This window comes from Streptomyces chrestomyceticus JCM 4735, from assembly GCF_003865135.1.
Classification (GTDB): Bacteria; Actinomycetota; Actinomycetes; order Streptomycetales; family Streptomycetaceae; genus Streptomyces; species Streptomyces chrestomyceticus.
In genome coordinates, this window is record NZ_BHZC01000001.1 from 1,365,555 (window position 1) to 1,387,491 (window position 21,937).

Sequence of the window (21,937 nt, forward strand, 5' to 3'; positions counted from 1 at the left end):
CCGCCGCCCTCCCGCGCGTCCTCACCCCTCCTTGGTCTGGCCGCGCTCGAAGTAGTCCACCAGTTCCGGGTCCAGGGGCGGCACCTCGTACGGGGTGCCGCCGTCGCGGAGCGAGGCGGTGGCCCGGTCGCCGGCCGCCACCGCCATCCGGGCGGCGACGGGTGAGGTGTCGGTCGGCCCGCCGTGCCGGACGAACCGCAGGAACTCGTCCACCAGCAGCGGGTCGGCGCCGCCGTGCCCGGCTCCGTCGTCCGCCTCCGCGGCCGGCAGTTCGTACACGGCGTCGGCGTCGGCGCGGTAGCCGGACTGGCGGGAGTTCCACACCCGTACCGAACCGCCCGGCCCGTCACCGAAGTTCTCCAGGCGGCCCGCGTCACCGATCACGGTGTAGTTCCGCCAGTAGTCAGGGCTGAAATGACACTGCTGGTAGGCGGCCAGCACCCCGTTGTCCAGACGCATGTTGACCAGCGAGACGTCCTCGACGTCGATCCGCGGGTTCAGGCCGCGCTGGCTGCCGGGCGGCCAGTGCGCGTCGTGTGCCAGCCAGTCCGCCGGCCGGGGCTCCCCCGGCGCCCGCCGCATGCCGGGATCGCCGTAGACCGTCAGGTCGCCCAGCGCCTGCACCTGCCGCGTGTAGCCGTTCGCGAGCCAGTGCAGCGCGTCCAGGTCGTGCGCGCCCTTCTGGAGCAGCAGCCCGTTGGTGTGCCGCCGCTCGGCGTGCCAGTCCTTGAAGTAGTAGTCGCCGCCGTGTCCGACGAAGTGCCGTACCCATACGGTCCGGACGCGGCCGATGTCGCCGCGCGTGATCAGTTCGCGCATCAGGCGGATGACGGGCATGTGACGCATGTTGTGGCCGACGTACAGGCGCGTACCGGTCTCGTGGGCGGTGCGCAGGATCGCGTCGCAGTCCTCGATGGAGATGGCGAGGGGCTTCTCCACGAAGACGGGGCGGCCGGCGTGCAGCGCCTGGCACGCCAGCTCCGCGTGGGTGTGGTCGGGGGTGAGGAGCAGGAGCGCGTCGAGGCCGGGGTGGTGCAGCAGCGCCCGGTGGTCGGCGAAGGTCTCGGCGCCGGGGAAGCGCCGGCCGGCATACGCCAGCGCGTCCGGGTCGGGGTCGGCCACGGCGGTGACCCGGGCGCCGTATCCCGGCCGGTGGGCGGTGCGCGCGAGATCACCGCGCAGCCCGAAGCCGATGACGCCCAGGCGCAGATCGTCGGTCATGAGGTGCCTCCAGAGGCTGCCGGACTCCATGGTCGGCGGGGTGCGGGGCCAAGGAACGAGGGGCGGCGGGGGCCGGGGGCCAACGGTCTCGCGCCTCCCTTCGCCACCCCACGAGAACACCGCCGGACGTGCTGCACGCACCGTAGACCACGGGGGTGGTGAACGGGTTCCGCGCGCTCCCATTGCTCGCATAAATGCATGGTGTTGATGTTTTATGCGCCGTGCAGCAGGTATGCCAACGGGTATTGCACGAGGTGACCACCCCATGACGGTCCGGAACGGCAGGGTCGGGGACCAGGGCGGCCGACGGCGCACTTTCCGGGCGCGCCGCCCGGCAGGCAGGCGGAGAGAGCACAGCGCGGGGGCGTACGACGGAGGAGGCTCGTCTTGCATCGCTACTTCACCGACCAGCGGCACGAAACGCTCCGACACCGGGTCAGGGACTTCGCCGAGAGCGAGGTCCGGCCCCGGATAGCCGAGATGGAGGCGTCCCGTACCGTCTGCCACGATCTGTCGCGCCGGATCGCCCGCCAGGGGTGGATCGGCGCGACCGTCCCCCGGGCCTACGGCGGCATGGGCGCCGGACACCTGGCCAAAACCCTGATCATCGAAGAACTGTCCCGGGTGAGCGGCGCCATGGGCGCCATGGTGCAGGCGTCCCAGCTCGGCGCCGCGAAGATCATCCACTTCGGCAGCGAGGAGCAGAAGAAGACCTGGCTGCCGGCGGTCGCCACGGGCGAATGCCTGCCGACCATCGCCGTCACCGAGCCGCAGTCGGGCGGCCATGTGCTCGGCATGACCAGCCGGGCGGTCCGCGACGGCGACGACTACGTCCTCGACGGCCGCAAGATCTACGTCGGCAACAGCCACGTCGGCGACCTGCACGGCGTCGTCGTACGGACCGGTGAGGGCTCCAAGGGCCTGTCGGCGTTCCTGGTGGAGGCGGACCGGCCGGGCCTGCGGGTCGGCGCGCAGCGGCAGGCCATGGGGCTGCACGGCTTCAGCTTCGGCGAGCTGTTCCTCGACAACTGCCGCGTACCGGCGGCGAATCTGCTCGGCAGCGAGGGCGACGGGCTGGCCGTCGCCTACTCCTCCAGCGTGCTGTACGGGCGGCCGAACCTGACCGCCGTGTCCCTCGGCATCCACCAGGCGGTGCTGGAGGAGACCGCGCGCTTCTGCGCGGAGCGGGAACGCTACGGCAAGCCGCTGGCGCACCTCGCCAACATCAAGATCAAGCTGGGCCGCATCCAGTCCCGGCTGCTGACCGCCCGGCTGGCCGCCTACCACGCCGTCCACCTGCTCGACCAGGGCCTGCCCTGCGACGCGGAGCTGATGAACGCCAAGCTGGTCAACGTGGAGACCGCCCTGGAGTCGGCGCGCGACGCGATGGACATCCACGCCGCCTGCGGGCTGTTCACGGACCGCCCGGTGGAACGTTTCCTGCGCGACGCCCACCACATCTCCGCCCCGGCCGGGACCACCGACGTCCAACTGCTGCGCCTGGGCGAACTCGCCCTCGGCACAGCCAAGGGCGAGTGGTCCAGCCGGCTGGCGAGCCTGGTCCGCCGGGAACCGTCGGACCCCGCGGAGGACGACCGGGCCGCCGGACCCGCGGTCGCCGGACGCCGCATCTCTCTCCGGCGGGAGCGGACGGCGTTGCGGCCGACCGGGTAGGGCCGGGGTGGCGCGGATCTTCTTCCCGGGAGCCGCGCCACCCCGGCCCGGGGTCCGTGCCGCGCGCGCCGGAACCGGCGCCGGACGTGCCAGGGGCCGTACCGTCGCCCGGTGCCCGTGCCGCCGTCAGCCCTCCTGGCCGCGCCCCTCCTCCATGCGGTGGATCTGCTCGACGAGTTCGGCCGCCATCGCCTTGATGGTCTCCAGGCCCTCACGCCCCCACGGGCGGCGCTCCAGGTCCACCACGCAGACCGTGCCGAGCGCCATCCCCGTACGGTCGATGAGCGGTGCGCCCAGGTACGAGCGGATGCCGATCTCGTCCACGACCGGGTTGCCCGCGAAGCGCGGGTAGTCGCACACGTCCTCCAGGACGAGGGCCTTGCGGCGGACGATGACGTGCGGGCAGTAGCCGTGGTCGCGGGCCATCACCCGGCCGGGCTGGGCGCTCGGCGGCGCCGGGCCCAGTTCGACGGGCGCCTGCTCGCCGTCGGGCGTGTAGAGACCGGCGAAGTACTGCCGGTGCTCGTCGATGAAGTTGACCATGGCGTAGGGCGCCCGGGTCGTACGGGCCAGCTTGCGCGCGAACGCGTCGAAGGCGGGCAGCGGCGCGTCGCCGATGCCCAGCTCGCGCAGCCGGGCGACGCGGGCCGGCGCCTCGTGGTCCTCCGGGGTGAGCAGCAGATGACGCGTGGGGTCGTAGGAGGCGTACGACACGCGCGGGACGGGACGGGTCACGGGAGCTCCGGGGTGGCGGCGGGGGCGGGGGTCAGCAGGTGCTGGACGAGCGAGACCAGGACCTGGGTGGACGAGCTGCACTGGCGGGCGTCGCAGAGCACGACCGGGGTGGCGGGGGTGAGGTCTATGGCGGTACGTACCTCGTCCGGCTTGTAGTGGTACGCGCCGTCGAACTCGTTGACCGCGACGACGAACGCGATGCCGCGCCGCTCGAAGAAGTCGACGGCGGCGAAGCACTGGTCCAGGCGGCGGGTGTCGGCGAGGATGACGGCACCGAGGACCCCGTTGGACAGCTCGTCCCACATGAACCAGAAGCGTTCCTGCCCCGGTGTGCCGAAGAGGTAGAGGATGTGCTCGCGGCCGAGGGTGATCCGGCCGAAGTCCATGGCGACGGTGGTGGTGTTCTTGTCCTCGACCCCCGCCAGGTCGTCGGTGCCCACGCTGATCTGGGTGAGCAGCTCCTCCGTGCTGAGCGGTTCGATCTCGCTGACCGCGCCGACGAAGGTCGTCTTGCCGACGCCGAAGCCGCCGGCCACCAGGATCTTCAGCGCCAGCGGGAACGGGTCGGCGGCGGGCGCCGCGGCGGACGGGCCCGCGGCGCCCGGCAGCCGGGCGTCGGCGGACAAGGCGTCAGAGCCGTTTGCGAAGTCCATGCAGCACCGCCTCCAGCAGGGCTCGGTCGGTACGGTTCGGGGGCCGGCCCCGCAGGCGGACACCGGCACCGGCGCGCGGGCGGCCAGCGCCCCGCAGTCGACCAGGTCGGCCAGCAGGACCTTGGTGACCACGGCGGGCAGGCGTATGTGCGCGGCGATCTCGGCGACCGACACGGGCCCGCCGCAGAGCCCCAGTACCTGGGCGTAGTCCGGGCCCTGGCAGGTGACGGGCCGCTTGCCGGTGGCCATCACCATGGTCAGCAGGTCGAAGTGCGCGGTCGGCCGGGTACGGCCGTTGCTGACCGTGTACGGACGGACCAGGCGGCCGGCCTCGTCGTCCAGCCACGGGATCTCCCGGCCCGCTCTGCGGCGGCGCCGTACGCCCATGGTCAGCGCCCACCTGCCGGGGCCTGCTGTCGCACCGGCGTCGCCAGGTAGGGCCGGACGCTCTTGACCAGCATCCCCATCTCGTAGCCGAGGACGGCCACATCGGCCTCCCGGCCGGCCAGCACGGCGAGGCAGGCGCCCGATCCGGCCGTGGAGACGAACAGGAACGTGGACTCCAGCTCGACCACGACCTGGAGCACGTCGTCGCCGTTGCCGAAGCGCACCCCGGCGCTGCGGGCCAGTGAGTACAGGCCGGAGGAGAGGGCGGCCAGGTGGTCGGCGCTGTCCGGGTCGAAGCCGTGGGCCGCCTTGACCAGGCCGTCGGAGGACAGCAGAAGGGCGCTGGTCGCGTGCGGTACGCGGTTCACGAGTCCGGTCAGCAGCCAGGAAAGGTCGGTGTGCCGGCTTCCCTGCAGGTGCGCATGTGCCTGCGCGTGCACGTCACTCACCATGGTCGCGGTCGTCTCCTCGGCGGGGTTCGGGCCTGTCGTGGCCGGCGTCGGCGCCGGCCCGGTAACTGTCGTAACCGTCGTGGTCGGCGGGGCTGCCGTAACTCTCGTCGGCGAGGCTGACGCCGCGCTTGAACGCGGCCATCAGGCCGGGGTCGTGCTCGGGTTCGGGCCGGCCGTCGCGGCGGCCCGCCGACGGCAGGATCGGCTCGCCGCGCAGTTGCGGCACCAGGTGCTCCTGCTTGCGGCGGCGCGGCAGGCGGGGCCGGGTGCCGTCGTCCGCCGCGGTGGGCGGGGCGGGCGGCAGGAGGACCGGGCCGGGGCCGGCGGCGCCGGGCGGGCCGTCGCCCTCGTGGGGGGCGGGGGCCCGGTGGGCACCGGCGGGTGGCGGGCCGTCGGCCGGTGCGGCGGGGGCGTGCGGTGTCTCGGGGGCGCTCGGCCACGCCCCTTCGCCGTACGCGACGTCCGGGTACGCGCCGGCCGCTGCCCCGGTGGCCGGCGCTCCGTGCGCGGCGTGTACGAGCCTGCGGCGCGGCTCGCGCGGCGAGGCGGGCGCGGCCGGTGCGGAGTCGTCGTACGGGCTCCCGTACCCGGCGTCGGCGAGGGCGGGCGGCTCGGACACCGTCAGGGTGATCTCTCCGGAGTCCACGTACTGGCCCTCCTGCGGCTGCTGGGACTCCGGCCCCAGCAGACCCTTCGGCACGACGAGGACGGCCTGCACGCCGCCGTAGATGTTGCTCTGCAGCCGGACCACGATGCCGTGCCGCCGGGCGAGCGAGGACACCACGAAGAGCCCGATGCGCCCGTCGCTCAGCAGCTCGGCCACGTCGACGTGGTCGGGGTCGGCGAGCAGTCCGTTCATCCGGGTCTGCTCGTCCGTCGACAGGCCCAGGCCCCGGTCCTCCACCTCGACGGCGAGGCCCGCCGTGACCAACTGGGCGCGGAGCAGGACGTGGGTGTGCGGGGCGGAGTAGACGGTGGCGTTCTCGACGAGTTCGGCGAGCAGGTGGATGACGTCGGCGACGGCGTGGCCGCGCAGGGTGCCCTCGATGGGCGGCACCAGCTTGATGCGCGGGTACTGCTCGACCTCGGCGATGGAGGAGCGCAGCACCTCTGTCAGGGTGACCGGGCGGCTCCACTGGCGGCGGGAGATGGCGCCGCCGAGGACGGCGAGGTTCTCGGCGTGCCGGCGGATGCGGGTGGCCAGGTGGTCGACGTGGAAGATCCCCTTGAGCAGGTCGGGGTCCTCGACCTGGTTCTCCAGCTCGTCCAGCAGCTCGATCTCGCGGTGCACCAGGGACTGCAGGCGCCGGGCGAGGTTGACGAACACCTCGACCTTCTGCTCGTTGCCGCTGGCGTGGCTGCGGGCGACGGCCACCGCGTCCACGACGGCCGTCTCGGCCGCCCGGCCCACCGCGGCCACCTCGTGGGCGAGCAGGTCGAGGCTCCCCCCGGGGGACGGCGTGGCCGGTTCGCTCTCCCGGGGCTGGAGCCATTCCCCCTGGCGGACCCGGTCCAGCAGGTCGTCGAGGTCGTGCCGGCTGCGGGCGCACACCTCGCGCAGCCGGGAGTGGCGGGCGACGGCGGCGCGCGCCTCGTTGTTGGCCGCGGTGCCGGCGGCCGTCACGATGACGCAGACCAGGACGCAGGCGCCGAGGAGTACGGCCCACTCGCGGCCGTTCAGCCCGGTGCCGCCGACCCGTACGACGAACGCGGTGGCGGCCGAGCAGACGGCGGCGACGAGGAGGCAGGGCACGGCGGCGAGCCGTACCAGGCGGGTCCGTATGGCCGCGTCGGCGGCCGTCTCCGGGAACGCGGCCCGGCCGTGCCGCCCGCCCTCCCGCTCCCGGCGCCGGGCGGCCGCCGGCGCGGGGTCCGCCTCCTGGGGGCCGTAAGAACCCAGGGACCCCGAGGATTCAGGAGCCTCCTGGGTGGCGGGGGTCCCCTGGGGGAATGCGGCAGGCATCGGCGCCCTCCGGATCGGCCGTCGGCAGTCCACGGAGCACGCACGCTAGTTGTTGCGGGGGCGGGGTACCGACACACTTCGGCGTTTCGCCACCCCGCGCCACCTCCCCCGAGGGGGACGCTCGTATGCCAGTGCGCTTCTTTCCGAACTGCCGTTCCCGCGAACGCAGTTGAGGGACGCCGACGGCGCTCGGAAGGGCGGCGGGCACGACCGCCGATACCGTCCGCTTCGCCTTCGGGAAGAGAGTGCCCAGCTTCGCGGGCGTGGATGCGGTCCGGCGCGACAACCACACCACCGAAAAGCGGAAGATCTACCTCCGGCGATGTCCTCCGCCGGGATTCCGCGGACAGGCCCGGCGTACGGCTTGACCTTCACGCCGACGTCAAGGTCGAGGATGACGCCATGGAAACCCCAGACCATCCCGCCCCGGACATCCCTGCCCCGGACATCACCGCCCGGGGACGCGACCGCGTGAACACCGTCAACCAGCGCGTCATCGAGGAGTTCCGCGCCCGTCAGGGCCGTGTGGGCGGCGTGTTCGAAGGGCAGCCGCTGCTCCTGTTGACGACGACCGGGGCACGGTCCGGTCTGCCGCGCACCAACCCGGCCGTCTACCTGCCGGACGGCGAGGACCGGCTGGCCGTCTTCGCCTCCAACGGCGGCGCGCCCGCCGCGCCCGCCTGGTACCACAATCTGGCCGCCCGCCCGGAGGCGACGGTCGAGGTCGGTGACCGTACCTACCGGGTACGGGCCCGGGAAGCCACCGGCGCGGAGCGGGAGCGGCTGTGGGACCGGCAGGTGGCGGCCGATCCGCAGTTCGCGGCCTTCCAGGAGCGGGCCGGGCGGCGCATTCCGGTGCTGGTGCTCACCCGGTGGGACGGCCGCCCGTGACGGTGCCGTCCACGGCAGGGATTACGCTTCCTCCCGCACGCACCTGCCAGGAGGAAGACGTCATGCGCATCGGGGAGCTGGCCCGTGCCACCGGCACGACGACCCGAGCCCTGCGCTACTACGAGGAGCAGGGCCTGCTCCGTCCCGAACGGTCCGCGAACGGCTACCGCAGCTACGGGGACGAGGCGGTGCGCTCCGTGGCGAACATCCGGCTGCTCCTGGCCTGCGGCCTCACCACCGACGATCTGCGCCGCGTCGACGGCTGTCTGCGCGACGAGCTGATCGACGCGCATGCCTGCGCCGATCCCACGGCCAAGGCCGAGCTGTTCGAACGGCGCCTGGCCTTGCTCCAAGAACGCATCGACGACCTCGTGGCCGTACGCGACCAGCTCCTCGGCCGGCTCGCCGGTCTCCGCCGACAGCCCGCCCCGGCCGGTACGACCGGTACGGCCGGCGTGACCGGTGCGGCGGCCGGGCGGGCGGGCTGTCCTGAGCGGTCCTACGAGGCGGACGGGGCCGTACGCATCGCGTCCACCCGCTCGACGGTGAAGCGCTCCCAGCCGCCGGCGCGGTCGGAACGGGCGCGCAGCAGGCCGTAGTCGCCGTCGGTGGCGTTGACCTCGGTGCTGACGAACTTGTCGTTCGCCTTCGACTTCAGCGCGAAGGTGCCGTCGGGCTGCGGCACCAGCAGGAACTTCTCCCAGGAGCCGACGGTGGCGCCGCGGGTGCGCAGCATGCCGCTGTGGTCGCCCGCGTCCTTGATCTCGGCGCTGACGAACAGGTCGTTCGCCTCGGACCGCAGGCTCACCGTGCCGTCCGCGGTGTTGTCGGTCAGGGTGAACCGCTGCCAGGACCCGATCTTGTCGGCGCGGGCCCGCAGCTTGCCCTGCTGGTTGCCGGTGTCGTTGATCTCGGCGGTGACGTACTTGCCGTTCGCGACGGACTTCAGCACCAGCCTGCGGACGACGGTCCTGGCCCACTCGTCGATGTCGTCGACGCGGGTCGCGACGGCGCCGGTGCGGGTCTCGGCCTCGTCGGTGCCGAGGCACCCGCCCTGCCAGGACCGGCTGCTGACGGCGACGAGCTGGTACCGGCCGTCCTGCTCGCGGAAGGCGGGGCTGCCGGTGTCGCCCTTGCAGAGGGCGGCGCCGTCCTTGCCGGTGATACCTATCCGGCCGTCTTCGGCCGAGTCCACGGTGAAGGCGCCGCTGTGCAGCCGGTCGGGCACCCACGCGGTCCTGGTACGGCCGTAACCGGTGGCCCGCAGTTCCTCGCCCGCCGTGGGGGCCGAGGTGCCGAGGGCGACCGGGGTGATGCCGGTGACCGGCTTGTCGAGCCTGGCGAGGGCCAGGTCGCGGTCGGCGCGCGGGACGAGTTCGACGATCTCCCGTACCTGGCCCGCCTGGGTGGTCAGGTCGGTGCGGCCGACGGTGGCGGTGGTCCTACGGGTGGGCTTGCCCGCGGGGACCCCGGACGGCTGGGCGGGGTCGTCGGCGAAGCAACTGGCCGCGGTGAGGATCCAGTGGGCGTCGACCAGGGCGCCGGAGCAACTGCGCGCGCCGTCGCCGATGTCGAGCTTCGCGGTGAACGCGTAGGTTTGGTCCGCGACGGGGTCGCCGGCGACGGCCTGGGCCGGGGCGGTGGTGAGCGCGCCGGCGGCGACCACGGCAGCGGTGACGGTGGTCAGCCACGCCGGGCGCGGAATTCTGCGGTGCACGGTTCGTCTCTCGATTCGTTGTCAGGTCATGGTCAGGCTGCGGGCAGGGCGATGGTGCCGTACAGCGTGTGGTGGTCGGAGGGCTCGGCCTGCGGGGAGGTGGAGCAGGACGTGAAGGCGGCGTTCTTCGGGGCGAAGAGGTAGTCGATCTTCATGTCGCGGATGGTCGGCCGGCCGTCGCGCGGCGCGCCGGAATTCCCGAGCTGGGCACACTCCTGGTACTGCGCGTACACGGGCTCCAGCACATCGCGGGACTCCCCCTTGGCGGCGTCCGGCGGCACCACGTTGAAGTCCCCGCCGAACACGGTGCGGTATCCGGGCCGGTCGACGATGCGCAGCAGTTCGCCCGCCTGGGCGCGGCGGAAGCTGCCGTCCGCGTCGTCGTAGGCGGGTCCGCCCGCGCTGAAGTGCGTGGTGCACAGCAGCAGCGCGCGGCTCGGCAGGGCGGCGCACAGGGCGGTCCGCTGCTCCGTCTTGGCGCCCCGGGTGTTGGTGTCCGGGGAGGTCAGGTCGTACCGCTGGAACCAGGAGCTCTCGTCCGGCACGGCGAGCCCGATGCCGTAGGCGCCACGGTCCACGTCTCCGGCGGCGTTGTCACACTGCTTCTGGGCCTTCAGCGCGCCCGCGTTGTAGTGGATGGGCGCGAAGAAGACGTTCCAGCCGCGGCCGGTCGCCTGCTCGAGCTTCTCCTCCACCGGTGCGGCGTGCTTCTCGCAGAACTCCTGCAGGAACACCGCGTCCGGCAGCGGGCCGTCGGCGGAGGGGCGCAGCCGCGACGCGATCTCGGTCGCCAACGTGTCGGCGCCTGTGTGCGAGTTGCCGCACTGGGTGTTGTTATTGCCGCAGACGTTCCAGGTCATGACGTTGAGCTGGGCCGCGCGAGCAGCGGCCGGGGCAGGGACCGGACTGTCCCGGTCCACCCGCTCGAAGGCGAAACGCTCCCAGGCGCCGACCCGGTCGGAACGGGCGCGCAGCAGATCCTGGTCGCCGCCGGTCCCGTTGACCTCGGTGCTGACGTACTTGCCGTTCGCCCGGGACTTCAGCGCAAACGTTCCGTCAGGCTGCGGCACGAGCTGGAACTTCTCCCACGCACCGATCTTCGTCCCGCGGTTGCGCAGCATCCCGCTGTGGCTCCCCGCGTCCTTGACCTCGGCACTGACGAACAGCCCGGTCGCATCGGAGCGCAGACTCACGGTGCCGCCCTTGTCGCCGGTGTGCAGCGTGAACTGCTGCCAGTCCCCGGCCCGGTCACCGTGGGCCCGCACCTTGCCCTGTTGATTCCCGCTGCCGCCGGCCTCGACGGTGACGTACCTGCCGTTCGCCTGCGACTTCAGCGCCCACCGCTGCCCCGCGGACCTTTGGGTGTCCGCGCCCCCGGCAGCCTGCGCCGCCGTCACAGGCAGAGCTGCCACGACGGCGAGCAGCCCGCACAGCGCGGCGAACGACGATATGAGCCGACGCACACGATCTCCTCTTGCTGGTTCGGTCTGCGTCGCATGGAGATTCAGACACAGAAAGGCGGATTCTACGGACACGGGGGCGCTTCCCCGTCAGTGGTGTCGGTGCCGGGCTCGGCGACGGAAGCGCCTGGTGTCCTGTACACACACAAGAGCCGGGCACCTGGCAGGTGCCCGGCTCTGCGGTGCGTGCGTCAGGCGGCAGGCACCAGAGTGCGCTCGCGGGCCAGTGATTGCGTGGTGGTGTCACCGTTCAGGGTGAGGCGGCCGTTGGGCCACGCGACGACGACGTCGTTGCGGGCGGTGTCACCGCCGAAGGCACCGACGGTGGCCAGGGCGCTGGAACGGAAACCCGACTTCGCGGGGCTCAACTGATGCTCGGACTCGAGCTGGTTGGTGCCGACGTTGTCGTAGACGGTGACTTCGCCGTCGGACCAGCGCACGAAGAGGTCCTGGTCACCGGTGGACGGGTTGAAGTCGCCGGCCGCCAGATCACGGGCGTGCGGCCAAGTGCCATTCGGGGCGGCCAGCCGCGACTCGGCGTGGAAACCGTTCGCGTCCACGTTCGTGAAGAAGGTGACGCGGCCGTTCGCCCACCGCACCACCACGTCATCACTGCGCGTATTGCCACCACCGAAACGGCCCGCGGCCATTCCCACCGCCTGCGTCCAGGTGCTGTTCGGCGCCTTGAGCTGGATGGCGTTCTTGAGCTTGTTCGTCTCGTTGACGTCCTTGTAAAGGGTCACCTTGCCATTCGTCCAGCGCACCAGGAGATCACTGGTCCCGTCCCCGGTGAAATCACCCGCGGTCATCACCGCCGCGTTCTTCCACTCCGGGTCCTTGGCCAACTGCACGTCCTTGCCGAAACCGTATGCACCATTACCCGGGTACAGGGAGACCTCCCCGTCCGACCAGCGCACAATCAGGTCACTGACGTTGTTGCGCACCGACGCGGAATGGAAACTGCCGGCGGTCATCGAGCGGGCATGCTGCCAAGTGCCCGCCCCGCCCATCGTGAACTTCCCGTCCAGCGGAAGATCGGCGACAGCCTGCCGGTACAGCCACACCGCATCATCATCGAACTGCGAGGTGTAGGACGTGTGGTCGTACAGCCCGCCGGTCTTGTACCCGCCGATCACACCGACCAGCTTGCCGCGCGTCCCGTCGAAATCCTCGATGAACGGGCCGCCACTCACCCCGGACCGGTAACCGTCACACTGAATCTCCATGAAACGGCCCTGGAAAGCCCGCGTGTCATTCGTGCACGACAACGGCGTCTTCTGCCCACCCGGATAGCCGACGGCGGTGACGCTCTCCCGGGCCAGGTGCGCGGAATCGACGGACGTAAGGGTGTTGCCGGGACCTGCGGCGTCCTCCAGCAGTTGCCCCTGGGCATTGGCGCCCACCCGCAGGAAGGCGAAGTCCACGTCGTCGTCGGCCGGGCTCTGCTGGTAGCGGTGGTCGACCCACACCTTGCCGTCCAGCACGGGGAAGATGCCGTACGGCATCTCGCCGGCCTGGCCCGCCTTGGTCGTCCCGGCGCGGTAGCCCGGGACGAAGGCGGCGTCACGCAGCGACGTGTTGCCCTTGATGCAGTGCGCGGCCGTGACGACCAGGCTCTTGGAGGCGGAGGAGACGGTGCTGGCGGTGCAGAACTGATTGGGGGTCGCGTTGCCGTCCTTGCCGCGCAGCAGGAACACGCCGACGGTGGCGATCCCCTCGGCCACCTGGTGGGTCGGCTCCGCCGACCGCTTGCGCCGCACGCCGGGCGCGGGCTGTCCGGCCTCGCTCTTGGCGCCGGGCTCGGCGGTCTCCACCGGCACGGCACTGCGGATACGTTCCGGCGTCCAGTAGCGTTCGGTTTCCTTTGCCTTTCGCACCTGTTCAGGGGAAGAAGGGTCCGGCGTGCCGCTGGAACCGGTCATCTGCGGCGCGTCCGGCGTCGCCGCGGAAACGGCGGGCGAACGGTCCGTAGGCGGCGGGGTGGCGCCGACGGCGGCCGCGGCGGAAATTCCGGTGCCGGCCAGGGTCAGGGAGGCCACGCCGAGAGTGGTGGCGCGCAGCCAGAATGTGCGTCTCATGAAGTGCTCTTTGCGGAGAAGCGGGCTCGGCCGGCTACCCGGCCGAGCGAATTGCGGATACGGAATGCAGCGTGACTGTCAGGAAATGCGCGGCCCGGTGGCCGGTGACGGTGTGACTGTCAGCGGAATGTCCAGGACGTCTCCGGACCGGGCGGCCGGGGCGTCTTCGGAATGGGTGGTCAGGCGCAGGATGTAGGAGCCTGGGCGCGGTCCGGTGAGCAGGGGCGGCAGGGTGATGCGGCCGTCGGCGTCCGTGGGCGGCAGAAGCAGGGAACGTACCGGTCGGTCGTGCTCGGTCTCGGTCTCGTCCTGGTTCCGGAAGAACGGTCCCTCGAGGGTGGGCACCGGCTTCTCCCCCTTGACGGCGGTCAGCACGGTCACGGCGATGCGCAGCCCGGCGACGGGCCGGCCGTTCCGGGTGACCCGCACGGACGGCAGCTCGGAGAGGAGGCTGTCCGGGCCCGCCTTCAAGGGCAGCGACAGGGGCGGACGCTGCGGGTCCTGGTGGCCCTCATGGTCCTGGTCCCACAGCTCCAGACGGTAGGGGCGGGCCGGACGGTGACCATGAAGTCGACGGCCGGGCCGCGTCCGCCGGGCGCCGTCGCGGTGAGCGTGAAACGGCCCGGGTGATCTGCGGGCTGGAGGGCGGGGGTGGTGGCAATGCCGCCCCGGTCGGCCGTCACCGTCACGGTGTTGGCCTCCCCCGCCAGCCGCACACCGTTGCCACGGAACGTCACCCGGGCGCCGGGCACGGGGTGGCCGTGCGCGTCGAGGGCCCGGACCTGCGGGCGCCTGGCGACGGCATGCCCGACCTCGGCGTCCAGCTCGCGACTGCCCAGGGGCTCCAGCCTGGTCACGGTGCGGTGATCCACGACGGGCTGCGGCTTCTCGACCGGCTTCGGCTTCTCCACGGGCTCAGGAGCAGGCTTGCCCGAAGGACGCTGCGGCATAGGCCGTACCTGCCCCTGCCCCGGAAGGGGACCCGGCCCCGGGCGCACCCCCGAGCTTCTGTCCGCAGGATCAGGCCGGTGCGGCACGGCAGGAGCACCATCCGGCGTCTCCACCACCCCGACACCACGATACGTATCCATCCACTTCCGCACCGCATTCACATACGCGCGGGAATTGTTGTAACTCAAAATGGCCCGGTCCAGATCAGCAGACCGGCGCAGATCCCGCTCCCCCGCACACAGATACCGCGCCGTACCCAACGCCGCATCAAACATATTGTTCGGATCCCTCACCCCGTCACCATTACCGTCCGCCCCCCAACTCCCCCACGTCGACGGAATGAACTGCATCGGCCCCACCGCACGGTCGAACACCGCATCCCCGTCCCACCGCCCCCCATCGGTGTCCCGGATCAACGCGAACTCCACCCCGTCCAGCCGCGGCCCCCGAATCGGCCGCACCGTCGAACCATCCACCCGCAGCCCGTACCCCGACGCATGCACCGACTCCACCCGCCCGATCCCCGCCACCAACTCCCACGGCAGACCACACGACGGCTGACTCCCCCGCAACACCCCCTCCGCCTTCCGATACGCCGCCAACGCCGTAGCAGGGATCCCCGCAGCACCCGGTGACGCCTTGTCAGTGTCTCCCGAGGCGGGCTCCTTCCCTTGCCCGTCCCGCAGAAGGTTGGGCAGATCGAGCGCGGGCTCGCCCCGGTGCCGGGACTGCGCGCTGTCAGGGCCGGCGGCGGCCTGACGGGCGTCGGCACGCGAGGGGCCGGCGGCTTCCAGGGGGCTGAGCGTTGCCGCGGCACTCAGGCTGGCGGCCAGAGCACAGGCACACAGGCTCTGACGTACTCGGCGCGCGACCAGAGTGGGCAGGGTGGGGAAGGGGTTCACGGGCGGGCAGGTCCTTGGCGTGCGGAGAGATCGACAGGCGCGGCGTCGTCGCAGGCGCCTGCTTGCTTCGGGGCAGTAGCGGTGGTGAAGGGCTGGAGGGCACGAGTCGTCCGGTGCGGGCCGGACGACGGCCCGTAAGGCCGGGCGTACGAGCCACAGGTCCGGCCGGCCACCTGATGTGGTGGCCGGCCGGGTTTCTGTGCGGTGCGTGCGTCAGCCGACGAGCTTGATCTCGCCGTGCGTCCCCTGGGCGTCCACGCCCGGGTAGATGCCGAGCGACTGGTCGGCCCAGCGCACGATCACGTCGTTGGGACGCTCGTTGGCCACGAAGGCACCCGCGCCGACCACGGTCGCGCCCGACCACGGCGACTTGGCCGGCCGGAGCTGGATCTCGCCGTGGAAGCCGGCGGTGTCCACGCCCGGGTAGATGGTGGCCTCACCGTCGGACCAGCGCACCAGCAGGTCCGCGGTCTTCTTGCCGGTGAACTCACCCGAGGTGATCTGCGTGGCGTGCGGCCACGTCGAGTTCGCCTTGGTCAGAACCTTCTGCGCCGCCGGCTTCACACCGTTCGAGTCCAGGTCCGGGTGCAGGGTGACGCGGCCGTCGTTCCACACGACCAGCAGGTCGTCGCGCTGCGCGTTGGCGGTGTAGCGGCCCGCGGTGATCTGCGCGGCCTTCGTCCAGTCCGCGCTCTTGGCCAGCATCTTCTCCCCGTGGAAACCGTCCTTGTCCACATGGGTGTACTGCGTCACCTCACCGTCGACCCAGCGCACCACCAGACCGTCCGAGCCGTCGCCGAAGCTCGCACCGGTGATCTGCCGGGCGTAGTCCCAGGTGCTCTTCTTTTTGGGCGTGTTCGGCGCCGCCAGCCGGTATTCGGCGACGAAGGGGTGCTTGGGGTCCTTGTCGTCCCCACCCTGGTACAGGGTCATCTCGGCGTCGGTCCAGCGCACGATCAGGTCCATGTGCCGGGTGCCGCCGGCCGAGCCGCCGGTGAAGTAGCCCGACGCGAAGTGAGTGGCCTTGCCCCACGGAGCGTTGGGGAAGACGCCGCGGTAACGGACCTTGCTGACCCAATTGTTCAGGTCGTCCACCCGGGCGTCCACGGCGCCCGTGCGGGTCTCCGCCGGGTTCGTGCCGAAGCACCCGCCCTGCCAGGAGGCGCTGTTGACAGCGACCAGCTCGACCTGGCCGTCCTTCTCCCGCAGCGCCGGCCCGCCGGTGTCGCCCTTGCACACCGAGGCGTTGTTGCCGGTCAGCCCGAGCGCACCGTCCCGCACGGAATCCACCGTGAACGCGGCGGCGTGCAGCTTGTTCGGCACCCACTCGGTCTTCGTCCGGCCGAAGCCGGCCACCTTCAGCTGCTCACCCTCGACGGGAGCGGTGCTGCCGACGGCCACCGGGGTGACGCCGGTGACCGGCTTCGCGAGCTTGGCCATCACCAGGTCGCGCCCCGGGTACGGCGCAAGCTCGACAACGTCCGCCACCTGTCCGGCCGAGCCCGACACGTCGGTGCTGCCGACCGTGGCGGTCGTCTTGAGCTTGGGCGGCCCGTCGGTGAGCGCGTCGTTCTTGCCCGCCTCGGCCGTGAAGCAGCTGGCGGCGGTCAGCACCCACTGCTTGTCGACCAGCGCCCCCGAGCAGGAACGCTGTCCGTTGCCGATGTCGAGCTTCGCGGTGAACGCATAGGTCGCGTCCGCGGTGGTGCCGCCGCCTACGGCGAGCGCGGGAGAGGCGGCGACGAGTGAGCCGGCTACGACGGACGCAGCCACAAGCCCGGTCATCCACGAGGTGCGCGGAGGCTTGCTGTACATGTTGCTTCTCTATTCCGAATCTGATGTTGCGGGGGTGCGGGAAGACTGAAGAGCCTGTGACGCTGTGGAAGGTGAGCAGCTCCGAGCAGGACGCCGGACGCATTCGCGCCCGTTCCGGTGGATCGGCGCGCGCACCGGGTAGCGTGCCGCGACAGATCAGGCCGGCCGGAGCCGTCCTGATCGGGATTGCATGCGAGGCCGTCGGAGAGGTGGAAAGGGGCCGATGTTTCCGGGCATTCAGGCAGCCAGGTATTGATACCCATGGGTATACCTATGGGAGCCTGTTCGGCCTCGGAGTTTCGGACCCCGGGGAATGGCGGCCATGCCGCGATTCACGGTCCGCCTCATTCGGGATACCGCCGAAGGCAGGCAGAACCAGGGGGAGGCCGACTTTACGTCAGCCTGTTCCGCTCCGCTTGCCATGCCCTTTTGAGGTGCCGTCAGATTGTACCCGCTCGCCGGACCGGTCCGTACGGACCGGGATTCCGTGCGACCAACGCCGACGACACGGGGCGCCGGTCGCCTTCCGCACGTCAGGTGCTGTGTCAGCCCGTGACGCGCAGTTCGAGCAGCGTCGCTTCCTTGGCGCCCGTGGTGATGTCGCCCTCACCCAGTTCCGTGAGGTCGTTCTTCTTCAGCGCGACGGTCTTCGTCTTGCCTTCGGTGGTGAGCGTGGCCTTGGCGGCGCGACCTTCGTTCTCCCAGATGCCGACGAGCTGCGGCACCTCCAGGGTGAGGTACCCGCTCTTTCCGGTGACCTTGAAGCAGTAGCTGACGGGCTTCTTGTCCTTGTTGGCCATGACTTCGAGGTCCGCGGCGCCGTTGCAGTCGGCGAGGATGATGTGCCCGTCGCCCTTGCGGAGCTTGAGGCCCACTTCCTTCAGGATCTTGTCCGCGTTCGGGTAGTCGAAATCCTCCACCGCGGAGGGCGGGGTGTCGGCAGCCGCCTGCTGCACGGCGGGCGCAGTCTGCGGGCTCGCCTGCGCCACGGCGAAGGCGGCCCCGCCCGCGACCGCCGCGGACGCGCCGACAACACCGGCAATCAGAAACTTGCGGAGGCGATGTATCACCAGAGTTCCTTTCACTTACGAGGCGGCAACGCACTGCAGCCGCAGGGAAACCAGCCCAAAGGGGAGCCGTAAACCTAGCACCCTGACGGTTCATCGAGGCACCTGGACCTCGTGGGTAACGAAATCAAAACGAAACTCATCGGGTGCACAACCCGCCACCTCTTCGTTCGTCCGAAGCCGGTGCGGCAACAGAACCGACGCGCGCGTTTAGCCGATGACTTGGCGCCTCAAGGCCGTACCGGCCACCGTGTTTGCTGCGGATATGCTCGCGACGCCGAAAGTCGGCAGCACATAGCAAACCGGAAGGGTTTGTACAGTAGTGAGAGCGAGAGGAAAGCCGCCGCGCAGCATACGTGCCGTGTGCGCAGGCGTACTGCCGCTGGCGTTGGTCGCGGGCGTCATCGGGACGAGCCCGGCCTACGCGGCGGGAGACCAGAACGACGGGAACGCCGGTCAGCCTCAGCTGACCGATCGCGGCCGCGTCGTTCAGTTCTGGAAGAACGGCGGGCCGGGAGTCAAGGCGGCGGCGGAAGCCGCGCTGCTGGGCACCGATGCGGACGTCCGCCAATTCCTGGACAACGACGAGGCACTGGCTCAGCTGGGCGACGAGCGCCTCGCGACGATCCAGATCCATTCGGCAGGCGGCCGCAATCTGCAGGAAGCTGCCAAAGAAGCACTGAAAAAGGCGCAGGCCGGCTCTCCGGAGGCGCTGAGCAGCTTCCTGAAGGACGGCTGGAAGACGCCGCTGGAGGCGGACCAGCGGACTCGTGCCGTCCAGGTCATCAGCGCCGGCGACACGAATGTGCGGGAAGCCGGCAAGGAAGCCCTGAAGGGGTCCGCCGAGGACATCAGCGCGTTCCTGGACACGGACCAGTACTCGGCTCGCGAGGCGGACGAACGCACCCGGCTCATCCAGATCATGAGCGGCGGCGGCAAGGCCACGCGTGAGGCGGCGAAGGTCGCGCTGAGGTCGGGTCCGTCGGACATCCGGGAGTTCCTGGAGGTGGGCCAGTACGTGGCCCGCGCCCGGGACGAGGAGCGGGCCTCCGTCGAGGAGCTGGCCCAGCGGGCCAAGGAGGCCGGGGAACTGGCCAAGCGGAAGACCGAAGCCGCCAAGGAAGCGTCCGACCGTGCGGTGGAGGCTTCGAGGCTGGCCAAGGAGGCCGCGCAGCGGGCTGCCGAAGAGGCCAAGGAGGCCCGCAAGGGCTCCCAGCAGGCCGCCAGTGCGGCCGCGCAGGCCGCCGAACTGGCACGCGGCGCGGCGCGCGCTGCGCAGCAGGCGATCGGCGCCGCGAACGCGGCCAACGCCGCGGCACGGCACGCGGCCAACGCCGCTTCGCAGGCGGCAGCCGCTGCGGCCGGTGCCTCCGACGCCGCCTCCCGGGCCCGCAACGCGGCCGCCGCGGCCGCGTCGGACGCCGGCAAGGCGGCCGACGCCCGCAAGGCGGCCGAGGTGGCCCGGAACGCCGCCAAGAACGCGACGTGGGCGGCCCAGGCCGCCGACGAGGCCGGCAAGGCGTCGGACCGGGCCAGCGAGGCGGCGGGCGCGGCCACCAGCGCCAGCGCGAACGCCAACGCGGCCGCCGACGCGGCGCTGCAGGCCAGTGGTTACGCGGACGCGGCCGGGACGCACTCGGCCGAGGCGCAGGCAGCCGCCGCCCAGGCCAAGCGGCACGCCCGCGAGGCGTCCCGGGCCGCCCAGACGGCCACCAGCCTGGCGAAGCGCTCCGCGGCCGCGGCCTACCAGGCGCGCGACGCGGCCAACAGGGCCGCCGTACACGCCAAGAAGGCGGCGGACGAGGCCGAGAAGGCCGCCGAGCACGCCGGTGAATCGGAGAAGGCCGCGGGCGAGTCCCGGCGGCACGCCACCGAGGCGCAGAAGGCCGCCGACGAAGCGTCCGCCGCGGTGAAGAAGGCGCGTGAGATCTTCGACCTGGCGCGCGAGACCGAGGCCGAGGACCTCAAGACCCGTACCGCGACCGCGATGGACCTGTCCCGCGACCTCAAGACGGAGTACGAGGACGGCAAGGCACGGGCCGAGCGCGCCGCCAAGCAGGCCAAGGAGCTCGACGCCGAGGCCGACCGGCTGGCCGCCAAGGCCGCCGAGCCCGGCGCCGACCCCCGGCAGACGGCGGTCGAGGGCCGCAAGGTGGCGCTGGCCGCGCTGAAGACCCGGGAGGCCTGGAGCCAGGCCGCGGCCGGGGCCGCCCTCGCCGGTTCGGACGAGGACGTACGCAAGTACGTGCTCGTCGACCGGCAGCAGGCCGCCGAGAAGGACGAGCGGACCCAGGTCGAGCGCCTGGCCGAGGAGGGCCTGTCCGCCCCGGTCCGGGAAGCCGCCGAGAAGTCCCTGGCGGGCAACGCGGAGCAGATCCACCAGTTCCTGACCACCGGCCGGCACGAGGCGGCCGCCGCCGCGTACCGCACCAAGGCGGTGCAGCTGTCGAGCACGGGCAGCACCCAGACGCGGGCGGCCGCCAAGGAAGCGATCAAGGCGGGCACCACCCAGGCCCTGGTGGACTTCCTCGACGAGGGCCAGTTCGCCGCCAGGGAGGCCGACGAGCGCACCCGCGCCATCCAGCTGTCCAGCAGCGGCAGCCCGGAGGTCCAGGCCGCGGCGAAGGTCGCCCTGGTGGGACCGCCGCAGGTGATCCGGGCGTTCGTCCAGACCGGCCAGTACAAGGCGGCCCGTCAGGACCGGCTCACTGCCACGCACGTCGCCGGGGTGCAGCAGCTGATCGCCGAGGCGGCCGGGGTAGCGGCCACCGCGCAGCAGAACGCCCATCTCGCCAACGAGCACGCCCTGCGTGCCGAGAAGGCCGCCGACGAGGCACGCAAGGCCGCCAACGCCGCCCAGAAGTCGTCCGCCGAGGCCGACGACTACGCGAAGAAGGCCCAGGAATCCGCCCGGCAGGCCGAAGCGTCCGCCGCCCAGGCCGCCGAGTCCGCCCGGCAGGCCCGCGCCGCCGAGGCCGACGCCAACAACGCGGCCACCCGGGCCGTCCGGTCCGCCACCCAGGCGCAGTCCTGGGCCAACTATGCCCGCGGCTCGGCCGACCAGGCATGGACCGCCGCCGGCGAGGCACGCGCCTCGGCCACCGCGGCGGGCAAGGACGCCCAGGCGGCGAACAAGGCCGCCGACGAGGCCAAGCAGATCGTCGTCGACAAGCAGCGCAAGGAAGCTGCCGAGTGGCGGAAGCTCCAGGAGGCCTGGAAGAAGAAGTTCGCCGAGGCCAATGAGTCGAAGGAGGACGACGACGACGGCTGGCCGGACTGGGCACCGGGCTGGCTCAAGAAGGGCGCCGGCGCGGTCAAGGACGGTGCGGAAACCTTCGCCGACTATGCCACGTCCATTCTCGGCAACGGCGACATCTGGGCGGGAAGTTTCGAGACGCTCCTCGGCCTCGGCGGGATCGGGCTCGGCGCCTCGGGCGACATCGGGGGCGGCTTCCTGTGCGCCACCGGAGTCCTGTGCGTGGCGGGAGCTCCGGCGATCGTCGCGAGCACCGGCGTGATCATCGGCGGCGCGTACGCCACCGCTGACGGCGTCGGCCGTATCGACGAGGGTCTCGGGACGGCGCTCCGCGAGGCCCGGAGCAAGCGGTCCGGCAGCAAGGGCGGCGGCAGCGGGCAGACGCCGAAGGTCATCCATGACAACGTCGAGAAGGTGATGAAGGGCGAGCGGTCGCAACGCCGTAATCCCGACGGGACGCCTGACTTCTACGAAGGCCGCACCAGTGGCCCCAACAAGACGCCGCCCTCTGTTCTGCGGAAGTGGAAAGACGCGAAGATCTACGACATGGGAGACGGCGAGAACAACTACCGAATCCTGGTGAACAAGTACGGGGACATCGGCTGGATCTCGGAGCACAACTACAACCGGGTCACCATTTACGATCCCAAGGGTTAGCCGCCGGGGCGGACGTACGAGGTGCGTTTGTTCTCAGGGCTCTTGAGAGTCACTGACA

General features: G+C 71.5%; 16 protein-coding genes and 2 pseudogenes. 4 read left to right on the top strand and 14 right to left on the bottom strand.

Annotation, left to right across the window (positions count from 1 at the left end; translation table 11 throughout):
• Nucleotides 1–21: 21 nt before the first annotated feature.
• The gene (locus tag EJG53_RS05600; RefSeq protein ID WP_125043909.1) at nt 22–1,221 is read right to left on the bottom strand and encodes a Gfo/Idh/MocA family protein; all 1,200 of its coding nucleotides are present in this window, start codon (nt 1,219–1,221) and stop codon (nt 22–24) included.
• 387 nt (nt 1,222–1,608) lie between these two features.
• Between EJG53_RS05600 and EJG53_RS05605 the strand changes: the two genes are divergently transcribed.
• Entirely contained in the window at nt 1,609–2,895 is a 1,287-nt protein-coding gene (locus EJG53_RS05605) for an acyl-CoA dehydrogenase family protein (protein ID WP_125043910.1), read from the top strand.
• A 126-nt stretch (nt 2,896–3,021) separates the two neighbouring features.
• Here EJG53_RS05605 and EJG53_RS05610 read toward each other — a convergent pair whose 3' ends face one another.
• The 5 genes and pseudogenes from EJG53_RS05610 to EJG53_RS05625 all read right to left on the bottom strand — a co-directional run bounded on the left by EJG53_RS05610 (nt 3,022) and on the right by EJG53_RS05625 (nt 7,085).
• Nucleotides 3,022–3,630, bottom strand: coding sequence for a GAF domain-containing protein (locus EJG53_RS05610; protein WP_174856367.1), 609 nt, complete (start codon nt 3,628–3,630; stop codon nt 3,022–3,024).
• Entirely contained in the window at nt 3,627–4,283 is a 657-nt protein-coding gene (locus tag EJG53_RS42195; protein ID WP_167515059.1) for a GTP-binding protein, read from the bottom strand. The genes EJG53_RS05610 and EJG53_RS42195 overlap by 4 nt, the downstream gene beginning before the upstream one ends.
• A 69-nt stretch (nt 4,284–4,352) precedes the next feature.
• Nucleotides 4,353–4,670, bottom strand: a pseudogene (locus tag EJG53_RS42200) (DUF742 domain-containing protein); the annotation flags it as partial.
• 2 nt (nt 4,671–4,672) lie between these two features.
• Entirely contained in the window at nt 4,673–5,122 is a 450-nt protein-coding gene (locus EJG53_RS05620) for a roadblock/LC7 domain-containing protein (RefSeq protein WP_030998782.1), read from the bottom strand.
• A complete protein-coding gene (locus EJG53_RS05625; RefSeq protein ID WP_125043912.1) occupies nt 5,112–7,085 on the bottom strand; it encodes a sensor histidine kinase in 1,974 nt (657 codons plus the stop codon). Before EJG53_RS05625 ends, EJG53_RS05620 begins: the two co-directional genes overlap by 11 nt.
• Before the next feature lie 402 nt (nt 7,086–7,487).
• On the opposite strand from EJG53_RS05625, the gene EJG53_RS05630 reads away from it, so the two are divergent.
• A complete protein-coding gene (locus EJG53_RS05630; protein WP_125043913.1) occupies nt 7,488–7,976 on the top strand; it encodes a nitroreductase family deazaflavin-dependent oxidoreductase in 489 nt (162 codons plus the stop codon).
• A 62-nt stretch (nt 7,977–8,038) separates the two neighbouring features.
• The gene (locus tag EJG53_RS05635) at nt 8,039–8,575 is read left to right on the top strand and encodes a MerR family transcriptional regulator (protein ID WP_125043914.1); all 537 of its coding nucleotides are present in this window, start codon (nt 8,039–8,041) and stop codon (nt 8,573–8,575) included.
• Here EJG53_RS05635 and EJG53_RS05640 read toward each other — a convergent pair.
• The 8 genes and pseudogenes from EJG53_RS05640 to EJG53_RS05670 all read right to left on the bottom strand — a co-directional run bounded on the left by EJG53_RS05640 (nt 8,476) and on the right by EJG53_RS05670 (nt 17,969).
• Nucleotides 8,476–9,693, bottom strand: coding sequence for a trypsin-like serine protease (locus EJG53_RS05640; protein ID WP_125043915.1), 1,218 nt, complete (start codon nt 9,691–9,693; stop codon nt 8,476–8,478). The two genes, EJG53_RS05635 and EJG53_RS05640, sit on opposite strands and share 100 nt — an antisense overlap.
• 32 nt (nt 9,694–9,725) lie before the next feature.
• Nucleotides 9,726–11,156: an endonuclease/exonuclease/phosphatase family protein gene (locus EJG53_RS05645; RefSeq protein WP_125043916.1), complete on the bottom strand. Its 1,431-nt coding sequence runs from the start codon at nt 11,154–11,156 to the stop codon at nt 9,726–9,728.
• Nucleotides 11,157–11,344: 188 nt separating this feature from the next.
• The gene (locus tag EJG53_RS05650; protein ID WP_125043917.1) at nt 11,345–13,231 is read right to left on the bottom strand and encodes a trypsin-like peptidase domain-containing protein; all 1,887 of its coding nucleotides are present in this window, start codon (nt 13,229–13,231) and stop codon (nt 11,345–11,347) included.
• Nucleotides 13,232–13,309: 78 nt separating this feature from the next.
• Nucleotides 13,310–13,660 (bottom strand): hypothetical protein, encoded by a 351-nt coding sequence (locus EJG53_RS05655; RefSeq protein ID WP_125043918.1) that lies wholly within the window; start codon nt 13,658–13,660, stop codon nt 13,310–13,312.
• A 38-nt stretch (nt 13,661–13,698) separates the two neighbouring features.
• Nucleotides 13,699–14,142, bottom strand: coding sequence for a carboxypeptidase-like regulatory domain-containing protein (locus EJG53_RS42205; protein ID WP_244954995.1), 444 nt, complete (start codon nt 14,140–14,142; stop codon nt 13,699–13,701).
• A 291-nt stretch (nt 14,143–14,433) separates the two neighbouring features.
• A pseudogene (locus EJG53_RS43820) lies at nt 14,434–14,532 on the bottom strand (hypothetical protein); the annotation flags it as partial.
• A 765-nt stretch (nt 14,533–15,297) separates the two neighbouring features.
• Entirely contained in the window at nt 15,298–16,899 is a 1,602-nt protein-coding gene (locus EJG53_RS05665; RefSeq protein ID WP_125043920.1) for a S1 family peptidase, read from the bottom strand.
• A gap of 545 nt (nt 16,900–17,444) precedes the next feature.
• Nucleotides 17,445–17,969, bottom strand: coding sequence for a hypothetical protein (locus EJG53_RS05670; protein ID WP_244954996.1), 525 nt, complete (start codon nt 17,967–17,969; stop codon nt 17,445–17,447).
• Nucleotides 17,970–18,327: 358 nt separating this feature from the next.
• Here EJG53_RS05670 and EJG53_RS05675 point away from each other — a divergent pair, with 358 nt between their 5' ends.
• Nucleotides 18,328–21,879 (top strand): chemotaxis protein, encoded by a 3,552-nt coding sequence (locus EJG53_RS05675; RefSeq protein WP_167515060.1) that lies wholly within the window; start codon nt 18,328–18,330, stop codon nt 21,877–21,879.
• The last annotated feature ends 58 nt before the right edge of the window (nt 21,880–21,937 follow it).

Excerpts from the sequence above, each read along its gene's own strand:
- EJG53_RS05600 (WP_125043909.1), bottom strand. The coding sequence starts at position 1,221 with ATGACCGACGATCTGCGCCTGGGCGTCATCGGCTTCGGGCTGCGCGGT.
- EJG53_RS42195 (WP_167515059.1), bottom strand. The coding sequence starts at position 4,283 with ATGGACTTCGCAAACGGCTCTGACGCCTTGTCCGCCGACGCCCGGCTG.
- EJG53_RS05620 (WP_030998782.1), bottom strand. The coding sequence starts at position 5,122 with ATGGTGAGTGACGTGCACGCGCAGGCACATGCGCACCTGCAGGGAAGC.
- EJG53_RS05625 (WP_125043912.1), bottom strand. The coding sequence starts at position 7,085 with ATGCCTGCCGCATTCCCCCAGGGGACCCCCGCCACCCAGGAGGCTCCT.
- EJG53_RS05630 (WP_125043913.1), top strand. The coding sequence starts at position 7,488 with ATGGAAACCCCAGACCATCCCGCCCCGGACATCCCTGCCCCGGACATC.
- EJG53_RS05635 (WP_125043914.1), top strand. The coding sequence starts at position 8,039 with ATGCGCATCGGGGAGCTGGCCCGTGCCACCGGCACGACGACCCGAGCC.
- EJG53_RS05650 (WP_125043917.1), bottom strand. The coding sequence starts at position 13,231 with ATGAGACGCACATTCTGGCTGCGCGCCACCACTCTCGGCGTGGCCTCC.
- EJG53_RS05665 (WP_125043920.1), bottom strand. The coding sequence starts at position 16,899 with ATGTACAGCAAGCCTCCGCGCACCTCGTGGATGACCGGGCTTGTGGCT.